General features: G+C 71.9%; 10 protein-coding genes. 7 read left to right on the top strand and 3 right to left on the bottom strand.

Annotated elements, in window-relative coordinates:
• Positions 1 to 274 precede the first annotated feature (274 nt).
• Positions 275 to 1222: a 2,3,4,5-tetrahydropyridine-2,6-dicarboxylate N-succinyltransferase gene (gene dapD / locus AB0368_RS28950; RefSeq protein WP_366157148.1), complete on the bottom strand. Its 948-nt coding sequence runs from the start codon at positions 1220 to 1222 to the stop codon at positions 275 to 277.
• A 72-nt stretch (positions 1223 to 1294) separates the two neighbouring features.
• A complete protein-coding gene (locus AB0368_RS28945) occupies positions 1295 to 1456 on the bottom strand; it encodes a hypothetical protein (protein ID WP_366157147.1) in 162 nt (53 codons plus the stop codon).
• A gap of 196 nt (positions 1457 to 1652) precedes the next feature.
• Here AB0368_RS28945 and AB0368_RS28940 point away from each other — a divergent pair, with 196 nt between their 5' ends.
• The 5 genes from AB0368_RS28940 (at position 1653) to AB0368_RS28920 (ending at position 6491) form a co-directional block, all read left to right on the top strand.
• The gene (locus AB0368_RS28940) at positions 1653 to 2414 is read left to right on the top strand and encodes a TIGR00730 family Rossman fold protein (RefSeq protein ID WP_366157146.1); all 762 of its coding nucleotides are present in this window, start codon (positions 1653 to 1655) and stop codon (positions 2412 to 2414) included.
• Position 2415: 1 nt separating this feature from the next.
• Positions 2416 to 2964 (top strand): TIGR00730 family Rossman fold protein, encoded by a 549-nt coding sequence (locus AB0368_RS28935; protein WP_366157145.1) that lies wholly within the window; start codon positions 2416 to 2418, stop codon positions 2962 to 2964.
• On the top strand, positions 2961 to 3278 hold the full coding sequence (locus AB0368_RS28930) for a nuclear transport factor 2 family protein (protein WP_366157144.1): 318 nt from the start codon (positions 2961 to 2963) through the stop codon (positions 3276 to 3278). The genes AB0368_RS28935 and AB0368_RS28930 overlap by 4 nt, the downstream gene beginning before the upstream one ends.
• Before the next feature lie 8 nt (positions 3279 to 3286).
• On the top strand, positions 3287 to 3739 hold the full coding sequence (locus AB0368_RS28925) for a LysE family transporter (RefSeq protein WP_366157143.1): 453 nt from the start codon (positions 3287 to 3289) through the stop codon (positions 3737 to 3739).
• 70 nt (positions 3740 to 3809) lie between these two features.
• Positions 3810 to 6491 carry a hypothetical protein gene (locus AB0368_RS28920; protein WP_366157142.1) on the top strand — a complete coding sequence of 894 codons (2682 nt, stop codon included), beginning with the start codon at positions 3810 to 3812 and terminating at the stop codon, positions 6489 to 6491.
• Between the two features lie 13 nt (positions 6492 to 6504).
• On the opposite strand, the gene AB0368_RS28915 is transcribed toward AB0368_RS28920, so the two are convergent.
• Positions 6505 to 6921, bottom strand: a complete 417-nt coding sequence (locus AB0368_RS28915) for a VOC family protein (RefSeq protein WP_366157141.1) — start codon at positions 6919 to 6921, stop codon at positions 6505 to 6507.
• 115 nt (positions 6922 to 7036) lie between these two features.
• Here AB0368_RS28915 and AB0368_RS28910 point away from each other — a divergent pair, with 115 nt between their 5' ends.
• Together AB0368_RS28910 and AB0368_RS28905 are read left to right on the top strand one after the other, a co-directional pair.
• Complete coding sequence (locus tag AB0368_RS28910) at positions 7037 to 8074, top strand: MerR family transcriptional regulator (RefSeq protein ID WP_366157157.1); 1038 nt, start codon at positions 7037 to 7039, stop codon at positions 8072 to 8074.
• Positions 8075 to 8420: 346 nt separating this feature from the next.
• Positions 8421 to 11501 carry an EAL domain-containing protein gene (locus AB0368_RS28905; RefSeq protein WP_366157140.1) on the top strand — a complete coding sequence of 1027 codons (3081 nt, stop codon included), beginning with the start codon at positions 8421 to 8423 and terminating at the stop codon, positions 11499 to 11501.
• Positions 11502 to 11546: the final 45 nt, after the last annotated feature.

The following is an 11546-nucleotide window of genomic DNA, read 5'->3' as shown; positions in this document are numbered from 1 at the left end:
GGCCAACATGGACGTCTCGCGGGTGGTCGGGCTGGCGTTCGCGGTGGCGGCATCGAGCTTCTGCCCGTTGCTGGTGCTGGCGCGACGACGAGTAAGAAGTCGAGACGACTGCGCAGTCCTGCCTCGGCAGCGTCTACGCCGCCTGCGCGCGAAGCGCCGCGCGCGTCCGGTGAAAGCGCGCCCCCGTGTCGCCCGGCGGGCTGCCGAGGATTCCGGTCACGCCGGGGACGGGCGGACTCCCGTCCCCGGCGTGACACCCGGCCGGGGCGCGCGATCAGTCGTTGGCGTGCAGCGCCGCGTTGAGCTCGATGCCGGTGCCCTTGCGGGGCCGGGCCTCCAGCGCCCCCGTGACGGAGTTGCGCCAGAACAGCAGGCCGTTGACGCCCGACAGCTCGCGGGCCTTGACCACGCGGCCGTCCGGGAGGGTCAGCTTGGAGCCGGCCGTGATGTAGCAGCCGGCCTCGACCACGCAGTCGTCACCGAGCGAGATGCCGATGCCCGCGTTCGCGCCGAGCAGGCTGCGTTCGCCGATGGAGACCTTGTCCTTGCCGCCGCCGGAGAGCGTACCCATGATCGACGAGCCGGCACCCACGTCGGAGCTGTCGCCGACGACGACGCCCTGGACGATGCGGCCCTCGACCATGGAGGTGCCGAGCGTGCCGGCGTTGAAGTTGCAGAACCCCTCGTGCATCACCGTCGTGCCGGCGGCCAGGTGCGCGCCGAGGCGGACCCGGTCGGCGTCGGCGATGCGGACGCCGGCGGGCACCACGTAGTCGGTCATCCGCGGGAACTTGTCGACGCCGTACACGCTCAGGTGACGCCCGGCGGCGCGCTCGATGAGGCGCAGCTCGTCGACCCGGTCGGGCGGGCACGGGCCGGCGGAGGTCCAGGCGACGTTGGCCAGCATGCCGAAGATGCCGTCGAGGTTCTGCTCGTTGGGCTTCACCAGGCAGTGCGACAGCAGGTGCAGCCGCAGGTACGCGTCCGAGGAGTCCTTGATCGGCTCGGCGAGCGAGGCCACCTCGGTGCGCACCTCGACGGTGGAGAGGCCGGCGAGAGCCTTCGGGCCCACGAGGCCGGCGGGCAGGGTCGGCGGGTCGGCGGGCAGGGCGCCCAGGCCGAGGAAGCCGGCGGGATACCAGGTGTCGAGCACCGTCCCCTCGGCGGTGACGGTGGCGAGGCCGATGCCCCAGGCGGCCGAGGTCGAGATCGCGCTACTCACGACGCGAACCCTACTAGCGATGCGGGCCGTAGTTGTCGATGGGCGTACTCACCGTGAGGAGGGTCGCCTCTTTCAGGCCTGGGCCGGCCGCGGAATCTCGATGGTGGCCTCCGGATCGGTGGCGGCGTCAACCGGGGGCGGCGGGAGGGCGAGGGCCATGCGGCGTTCCTCGACCACCAAGCGGATGCGCCGCTGCATGCGGCGCTGCATCTTCATTCGTTCGTAACGGGTCATCACGGTGGCTCCTTCGCCGAGATGCCCGGCCGGAGCCGGACACCGTGCCTGCCGTGCGGGTCGGTAACTGTACAGACGTTGCGGAGCTACCGTCCGTTGCTTCAATCTGGCAAAAAGGCCGCGGGGCCGCAATCCTCTTGGCGAAACCCAACCGGTTATTCACCGGTTACGGACCGTCCGCACTACCGTGGGTGCCATGACGGACAGCACCAACGGCCGCAGACGCGTACCCCAGGAGCGTCATCGTGGCGCCGTCACGCTTCGGCGTGAATCGATACCGCCGAGCACCGCGGACGAGAAACTGCTCGACTCGCACCATCGCGGCGAGTGGAAGACCAAGGACGCCTGGCGGGCGCTGCGCATCCTGTCCGAGTTCGTCGAGGGCTTCGACACCCTGGCCGACCTGCCGCCGGCGGTGAGCGTCTTCGGCTCGGCCCGCAGCACCCCGGACAGTCCCGAGTGCGAGCTGGCGGCGCAGCTCGGCGCGGCGCTGGCCGAGGCCGGTTACGCGGTGATCACCGGCGGCGGCCCCGGCGTCATGGAGGCGGCCAACCGGGGCGCGACCGAGGCCGGCGGGATGTCGGTGGGGCTCGGCATCGAGCTGCCGTTCGAGCAGGGGCTCAACGACTGGGTCGACATCGGCATCGACTTCCGCTACTTCTTCGTCCGCAAGACCATGTTCGTCAAGTACGCGCAGGCCTTCGTCGTCCTGCCCGGCGGCTTCGGCACGCTGGACGAGCTCTTCGAGGCGATCACCCTCGTGCAGACCCGTAAGGTCACCCGCTTCCCGGTGATCCTGATGGGCACCGACTACTGGGGTGGCCTGCTCGACTGGATCAAGCAGCGGCTGCTCGCCGACGGCAAGGTCGGTCCGGGCGACATGGAGCTGCTCGTGGTGACGGACGACGTGGAGGAGGCCGTACAGATCATCGTGAACGCCGAGAACGGCAAGGGGTGACGTGGCGGCCGTCTGCGTCTTCTGCGCCTCCTCCGTCCACCTCGACCGCAAGCACCTCGATCTGGCCTTCGCCTTGGGCAAGGCGCTCGGGCCGCGCGGGCACTCCCTGGTCTCCGGCGGCGGCCGGGTCGGCATGATGGGCGCCGTCGCCGAGGGCGCCCGGGCCTCGGGCGCGCACACCATCGGCGTGATTCCGCAGTCCCTGGTGGACCTGGAGGTCGCCGACACGGCGTCGGACGAGCTGATCGTCACCACCGACATGGGCGCCCGCAAGAACCTCATGATCGAGCGCTCGGACGCGTTCGTGACGCTGCCGGGCGGCCTCGGCACCCTCGACGAGCTCTTCGAGGTCTGGACGACGGCGACGCTGGACCTGCACCACAAGCCGATCGTGGTGCTGGACCCGGACGGCTTCTACGCCGGCCTTTGGACCTGGCTCGGGGAGATCGCCGAGACGGCCTTCGTCCGCCGTCGGGCCCTCGCCCAGGTCACGCTCGTGACCTCCATCGACGCGGCGCTCGACCACATCGAGGAGAATCGCCGGGCATGACGGCGCAGGAGCACGTGGACCGCTTCAACGCGGCGGTCCGCGGCGGCGACTTCACGGCCTTCGCGGCGACGTTTCACCCGGACGCGGTGATGACGTTCGTAGGCCCGCCGGTGGGGCCGTTCGTCGGCCGGGAGGCGATCGCCGCCGGCTACGAGGCACAGCCGCCGACGGACACCATGACCATCCTTTCGGTACGCCGGGACAGCGGCGCGGAGGTGGTCGGCTTCCGCTGGGATCACGGTGGCACCGGCACGATCACGATCCGCCGGGCCGCCGACGGGCTGATCACCGCCCTGACCGTCGCGTTCGACTGAGTCAGCGCGTGCTCGCCTCCGCCCTCGCCGGGTTCGCCGCGTCCGCCGTGCTCATCATCGCCATCGGCGCGCAGAACGCCTTCGTGCTGCGTCAGGGGCTGCGCCGCGAGCATGTCGTACCCGTGGTGCTGACCTGCGCGATCTCGGACGTCCTGCTGATCCTCGCCGGCATCGCCGGCCTGGGCACCGTCGTGGGAAGGCACCCCGCCCTGACCTATCTGAACCCGCACGTGTACCTGGACACCGTGCTGCTGCTCGGCTCGCTCGCCCAGCAGTACGCCCACCGCTGGCTGTTCGGCGTGGGAGCCGCGGCGGCCAGCGGGGCGTGGTTCGTGGCGCTGGGGCTGGGCGCGCGCCGGCTGGCACCCGTACTGAACGAACCCGTCGCCTGGCGGATCCTGGACGGCCTGATCGCGGCCGTCATGGCCGGCCTCGCGGTCGCCCTGCTCACCCGCCCGTGAGAACCGACCGTGCGGTCGGGAGATTGGACAGCCATCGAGCGATTTGCACCCATCGACTAGACACGGGCGCATGCGCAGAATTCTCGTGTCGGCCGCGCTCGCCGCGGCCGTGGTAGTCGGAGCCGGCGGGCAGGCCTGGGCGGCACCGCCGTCCGGACCCGCCGGGGTGCCCGGCGGGTGGTCCGTCGAGGGCGGGCAGCTCACCTGGCGTTCGGGCGAGCGGTTGCCGATGGGCGACGCCGCCGTGGAGTTCTGGGCCGGTGGCAAGCTCCTCGGCCGGCCGAAGCCCCAGCGGGACCAGAAGACCTTCAAGCTCGACCTCGGCGAGGCCCCCAGCCTCGACTCGCTGCAGGTGCGCGCCGGCGGCAAGCGCCTGGACGACGCCGCGCCCGCGGCCCGCCGGCAGGCCGCGGCCGCGGTGCCGACGCCGGCCGCTGCGGCGGCGAACCCGGTCGACCCGGGCGTCAAGGGTCCCTACCGGACGGTCCGCGGTGACTACAGCCTCGCCGGCGTGAAGCTCCCGGACTTCCCGCAGAAGGTCGAGATGCAGGCCGTGGTGGTGGCGCCGAAGGGTGCGCCGGGCAAGCGCCCGCTCGCGCTGTTCCTGCACGGGCGCCACTCGGTCTGCTACGACGGCGCCGACGAGAGCGCGCCCCAGGACTGGCCGTGCCCCACCGGCACGCTGCCGATCCCGAGCCACCGCGGCTACCTGCAGGCCCAGGAGCTGCTGGCCTCGCAGGGATACATCACGGTCTCGATCTCGGCCAACGGCATCAACGGCCAGGACTACGCCGCCGAGGACGGCGGTGCGCAGGCACGCTCCTCGCTGGTACGCCGGCACCTGGCGAAGTGGGCGTCCTGGGCGGGCAGCGGCCGCGCCGGAGCCCCGGCGATCGTCCGGAACGCGCCCCGCGCCGACATGTCCAAGGTGTTTCTGATGGGCCACTCCCGCGGCGGTGAGGGCGTGAGCCGCGCCGCCATGGACTCGCTGACGCCGCCGCCGGCCGCCCAGGACGGGTACCACGGCAAGGTGCGCTGGACGATCCGTGGCCTGCTGCTGATCGGCCCGACGATCTTCGGGCACGACCCGGTGCCGGACGTACCGTCGGCGACGATCCTGCCGGGCTGCGACGGTGACGTCTCCGACCTGCAGGGGCAGATCTTCATCGACGAGACGCGCGGGGTCAGCCGGGGCAAGGCCCTGCACAGCGCCTTGTACGTGATCGGCGCCAACCACAACTTCTTCAACACGGAGTGGACTCCCGGGCAGGCGGCCGCGCCGGCGTGGGACGACTTCCAGAGCGAGGAGCACGACGCGGTCTGCTCGCCCGGCACGGCGACGCGGCTGACGGCTCAGCAGGAGCAGAAGGCCGGTGCGACGTACATCGCGGCGGCCGCGCGGCTGTTCGTGGGCCGCGACGACCGGGTGCGCCCGCTGCTCGACGGCACCGGCGTACGGGCACCCTCCGCCGACCCGGCCCGCGTGCTCAGCCACGCGCTGGGCGGCCGGCGTACCGCCGCGCTGATCCCGGACCCGGCGGTCCAGGTCTCCGGCGGGGGCCGGATCTGCGCGCAGGTCAGCAACGACGCAGCCGCGGCCTGCCTCGACCCCGAGGACTGGTCCACCCGCTCGGCCCACTTCGTGTCGTTCAACGGCATCTCGCCCGAGCCCGGCCGGTACGCCGCCGAGCTCAAGTGGTCCGCCGCGGGCCGGCCGATCACTCTGAAGCCGTCGCGTCCGGTCTCCCTCGCCGGGTCCCGTGACCTGGCCCTGCGGCTCATGGTCCCGCCGAACACCACGGACACCCGGTTCGGCGTCGCGGTGATCGACAGCCATGGCCGGCGTACGGCGCTGGGTGACGTCCGGGTGGACGGCCTGCCCGGCAGCGCCAACACCACGTCGCACTGGGCGCGGGAGGTGCGGGTGCCGCTCGGCCACTTCTCCGGCAAGATGGCCAAGCTGCAGCTCACGCCGCGCAGTGCCACCGGCCGCGCGTGGCTGATCGACGCGTGGGGCTGGAAGGCCGGCACGCCCGATCCGCAGGAGGCCTCGCTGCCGCGCATCGACATCGGCAACCTGGCCGTCGACGAGGGCAATTCCGGCACCAAGACGTACGCGATCCCGGTGAAGATCACCGGGCGCGGCTCGGGCCGGGTGCGGCTGTTCCTGGTCGACTCGGCCACGTTCAAGAGCACGTCGTGGGTGGCGACCGTCCACCCGGGCGACCGCACCATCCGGGTGCCGGTCAAGGTCAAGGGCGACACCAGGTACGGCGAGGGCGAGGGCAAGCTGCTGGCCGCCAAGGCCGAGCGGGGCCTGGTCATCGGCGACTACCAGGGCGGCATCGACGTGCGCGACGACGACCCGAAGCCGACCGTCACCGTCGTCCCGGTCGCCGCGGCGGTGGCCGAGGGCGGCACATTGCGCTGGCGGATCACGTTGTCGGCGCCGGCCGAGACGGACTTCTCCTTCTGGGCGTCCCCGCAGGCACCCGCCACCGGTACGGAGCTGTCGAGCACCGACGTGGACCCGGCGTGGTTCCGCACCAGCACGTCCCAGGAGCCCGAGCCGTCGCGCCCGCTGTCCGAGACGTGGCTGACCCCGTTCGCCGACATCCCGGCCGGGCAGACCGGCGGTGAGGTGGCCGTGCCGACCATCACGGACGGCCTGGCCGAGGGCGCGGAGGTCGTGGAGCTGCACTTCGAGGAGGAGAGCGGGCTGCCGGCGATCACCGGAACCGTGACCGGCTGATCCGTACCGCGCCTCACCCCTCCGGGAGCTGGGAGAACCGCACCATGTTCCCGGAGGGGTCGCGGAAGGCGCAGTCGCGGACACCGTACGGCTGGTCGATGGGTTCCTGGAGCACGTCGGCCCCGGAGGTGCGGACCTTCTCGAAGGTCTTGTCGCAGTCGTCGGTGCGGAAGATGACGCCCGGCAGCAGGCCCTTGGCGAGCAGGTCGGCGGTGGCCCGGCGATCCTCGTCCGAGGTGTGCGGGAAGTAGCCGGGGATCTCCAGGCCGAGCTCCACCCCGGCCTGGCCCGGCGCGCTCAGCGTCAGCCAGCGGTTGTCCTCGAACTGGACGTCGGTGCGGACCTCGAGGCCCACCACGTCGCGGTAGAACGCGAGCGCGGCGTCGTAGTCGTGCACGATGAGGAAGCAGTGGGACAGCGAAATCGTCATGGGGCTCACGCTAGGACGGGCCACCGCCACCGGGCTTCTCGAAATCTGACCGGTTGCGCCGGGCTTGACCCTCGACCTGGTCGAGGCACCAGGGTGCCGAGGTGTGGAGAGCACGATGTACGGGATCGGCGAGATGGCCCGGGCCAGCGGCCTGGGCGTCAGCGCCCTGCGGTTCTACGACCGGGCCGGGGTGCTGGTCCCGGCCGAGGTCGACCCGGCGACCGGCTACCGGCGTTACCGAGCGGCGCAGATCCGCGCCGCGCGCCTGGTCGCCGGCCTGCGCCGGGTGGGCATGCCGGTCCCGGACATCGCCCGCGCGGTCGCGGAACTGCATCGTCCTCCGGTGGTGCGCAAGCTGCTCGAGGAGCATCTGCGCCGGCTGGAGGGCGGTCTCGCCGACGCCCGCCGGGAGCTCTCCCGCATCCATCGGTTGCTGGACCTCGAGGAGATCACCATGACCCGCATCACCCTGCCCGCCGCCGCGCTCGCCGCCGCCCTGGACGCGGTCCGGTTCGCCGCCTCGGCGGACCCGGCCGTACCCATGATCAACGGTGTTCTGTTCGAGGCGGGACCGGACGCCGTCACCCTGGTCGCGACCGACCGCTACCGGATGGCGGTCGCGGAGGCGGCCGCCACCGTGGCCGGGCCGCCGGTCCGGGTGGTGGCGCCGCTGCCGTTCGCGGACGCGCTGCGCCCGCTGCTCACCGGCACGGTCGGCCTGGAACTGAGCCCGTCGGCCATCACGGCCGAGGCGCCCGGGCACCGGCTGGCGGCCGAGGCGCTCGACGTCGACTTCCCCGATCACCGCCGCCTCGCGGAGCCGGCCCGGCCTCGGGCCCGCCGGATCACCGTCGACGTGCCGGCCTTGCGGGCCCGGCTGGGCGGCGCGGCTCCGGTGACCCGCGAGCACGAGGGCATCGCGTACGACGTGGCGATCCTGACCGTCGACCCGTCCGGTGCCGTACGTCTGGCCGCGGAGGACGCCTGGGCCGCCGACGAGCAGGCGCACGTGGCGGTCAACCGGGAGTTCCTGTTGCAGGCCCTGGATGCGGGCGGCGCCGGGCAGCTCGTGCTGGAGCTCGACGGGCCGATCAAGCCGCTGGCCGTGCGGGGCGCCGGCGGCTACTCGCTCCTCATGCCGGTTCGTCACTGAAGGGCGGTCCCGGCCGCGATGGTGAGCGTGTAGCCTCGTCATCGGGTTACGAGTACGATGCCTGCTCTGATCCTGATCATCCCTTGTTTCCAGCCGAAACTCAGTCCTGAAGCCCTCATGCCGATCAAAAGGTAGTGACGCCAGCCCCTCACGGCAGGCACCGACGCGGCCCGGGCAGGTTGCCTTGAGTACAGACGATCGCTTCCCCGCCGGAAGCGGTGCGGGTGACGCATCCGCAACGCGCGTCGCCACTCGGCATCAAGAGAACGGACATTCGGCCCCTTCCGGCGCTGCAGGCGACGAAGGGCACGGAACCGGCAGGATCATCCTCGAGCCGGACCCCGCAGTGGAGCAGCACATCGAGCGGACGGGCGTCGCGGTCCGCACCGTCACCGCCTCGGCCGGTGGGGTGCGGTCGCCGCTCGGCCGCGCGATGTGGATCTACCTCGCCGTCACCATCGCCCTCACTGGCGTCTACGTCTTCGTCCCCGGCTCCAACGTGATCACGTGGACGCTCATCGTCCTGTCGTCGCTCACCGCGTTCACCGTCGGGATCGTTCGCAACAAGCCGCGGCGGCGGCGGCCGTGGGCCCTGCTCGCCGCCGGCTACGTGACCTTCGCGGCCGGCACCGTCGTCGCGCTGGTGGCCGTGCCGCCGGGGCAGTTCCCGTCCTACGCCGATCTGGTGTTCCTGGGGGCGTCCCTGCCGCTGCTGCTCGCCGGCCTGCACGGCCTGACCCGGTCGGGAGCGCGGTTCCTGGACCGGGCCGGGGTGCTCGACGCGGTCATTCTGACCATCGCGGGCGGGTTCCTGGCTTGGACCTTCCTGATCAACCCGTTCCTCCAGGACCCGACGCTGGGCCCGCTGGAGAAGGCCGTCTCGATCGCCTACCCGCTGACCGACATCCTGACCCTGGCCATCCTGGCCCGGCTGGGCCTGGCAGCGGCGCGCAACACCAGCCTGGTGGCCCTGCTGACCTCCGGCGCCGCGCTGCTCACCGCCGACGTCCTGTACGGCCTCAGCCGCCTCGAGCACATCTGGCAGCTGGGCGGCCCGATGGACCTCGGCTGGCTCGTCTTCTACATCGCCGGCGGCGCGGCGGCGCTGCACCCGTCCATGATCCGGGCCACCGAGCCGCAGGTGCTGACCAGCACGCAGGTCTCGTTGCGCCGCGGCGTGCTGACCGTGGCATCGCTGCTGGCCCCCGCCGCCCTGCTGGTCCAGGCGCTGCGCGGACCGGTGCTGGACGGCGCCGTCATCGCGATCGTCTCGGCGGCGCTGATCCTCCTGGCCCTGGCCCGGATGTCGGCCGTCGCCAACAACCTGCGCCAGGCGCTGGCCCGCGAGCGAGAGCTGCGGGAGGCGTGCGAGGCGCTGCTGGTCACCACCGACACCGACCAGGCCGAGGCCGTGCTGCGCCGCGCGATCGGACGGATGCTGCCGCCGGACGCCGAGCACCTGGTTGTGGTCAAGCTGCGCGAGGACCACGCGACCGAGCCGGCAGAGCTGGCCTCGGCCCTGAGCAACCTCACCGCCGGGCTGGAGCTGCGGTACGTCGTGACACTGCCCGCCGACGTCGCCGAGCCGCTGGCCCCCTTCGAGCTGGCCCTGCACTGCCGCCTCGCCGTCGGCACCTCCTGGATCGGCGACCTGTTCGTCGGCGCGGACGAGCCGGCGCTGATCGGCCTTCAGGAAGCGGTACCGGTGCTGGCGGGCCAGGCCGCGACCATGATCGACCGGATCCGCCTGGGCCGCGAGATCAGTCACCGCGACAGCCAGGCCTACTTCCGGACGCTGGTGCTCAACGCCACCGAGGTCATCGCGATCGTCGACGAGGACAACCGGATCACGTACGTGAGCCCCGCCGCGGAATCGGTCGTCGGGACCGCCGACCTGGTGGGCAGCGACATCCTGGACCTGATCGACGCGGGGCAGCGCGACGAGGTCGGGGGCCTGCTCGACATGGCGCGCACCGGCTGGGCGACCGAGGCGCTGAACCTGTGGCAGGTCCGCCGGCCCGACGGCACTCTGGTCTACACGGAGGCCGCGATCGGCGACATGCGCCGGGAGCCGGGCGTGAACGGCCTGGTGCTGACGCTGCGGGACGTCACCGAGCGGCGGCGCCTGGAGCAGGAGCTGCTCGCCCGCGCGTATGTGGATCCGCTCACCGGCCTGGGCAACCGGCTGCAGTTCCAGGACGACGTGGCGGCCGCGATCGCCGAGCCGCGGTCCGGCGTCTGCGGCGTCATGATCATCAACGTGGACGGCTTCCGGGTCGTCAACGACACGATGGGCCACGAGGTGGGCGACGAGCTGCTCATCGCCGTCGCCAAGCGGTTGTCCGCGGTGCTCGCCGGACGGGGCACGGTGGCCCGCCTGGGCGCCGACGAGTTCGGCGCGGTCATGGCCGACGCCCCGGACGTGGCCCACGTCGAGCAGCTCGCCGATGAGGTCGTCGGCCTCTACGCCGACGCTTTCCAGGTGGGCGGCAGCTTGGTTACCGCGCACCTGCGGGCCGGCGTCGCGACCACGGCCGACGCCGGTACGGCCAAGGAGCTGCTGGGCCAGGCGGATGTCGCGCTGGACAGCGTGCCGGCGACCGGCGGCGCGCGCTGGCGGCGCTACGAGGCGTCGCTGCACGCCGAGGTCCTCGACCGGATGCAGCTGCGTACCGACCTCGACCGGGCGTTCGCCGACAAGTCGTTCCAGCTGAACTACCAGCCGATCGTGGAGCTGGCCGACGCGCATACGGTCGGCTTCGAGGCTCTGCTGCGCTGGCCGCACCCGACCCGCGGCATGGTCTCGCCGGCGACCTTCATCCCGCTGGCCGAGGAGTCGGGCCTGATCGTGGACCTGGGCGCCTGGGTGCTGCGGACGGCCGTCGCGACCGCGGCACAGTGGCAGCGGGTGCAGCCGGTCGACACGCCGTACGTGAGCGTGAACGTCTCCGTCCGGCAGTTCCGCTCGCCCGAGTTCGTCGACCAGGTCTTCGCCGAGCTGGGCCGCTCCGGGCTGCCGGCCCACCTGCTGACCCTGGAGATCACCGAGAGCCTGCTGCTGGGCGAGCACGAGCAGATCCACGCCGACATCGCCCGCCTGCGCCAGGCCGGGATCAAGATCTCGATCGACGACTTCGGTACGGGCTACTCCTCGCTCAGCTACCTGCACCGGGTGCCGGTCGACACGCTGAAGCTGGACAAGTCGTTCGTCGACACCATCACCACGTCGCAGCAGCAGCTCGATCTCGTGCGGGGCATCATCCAGCTCGCCGGGACGCTGACCCTCGATGTGGTGGCGGAGGGTATCGAGACGGCTGACGAACACCGGCTGCTTCTGGAGGCGGGCTGCGGGCTGGGACAGGGCTACCTGTTCGACCGGCCGATGAGCGAAGCGGCGGCCTATCAGCTTGTGACCGAGGGTGAATGAGTGTCCGATCACAATAAGCTGATGTAAATGGGACATGCATCGACT

Source organism: Actinoplanes sp. NPDC051475 (assembly GCF_040689425.1).
In the GTDB taxonomy this organism is placed as follows: domain Bacteria; phylum Actinomycetota; class Actinomycetes; order Mycobacteriales; family Micromonosporaceae; genus Actinoplanes.
Note: the sequence above shows the minus strand (reverse complement) of the source record. Positions and strands in the feature narration are given on the sequence as shown.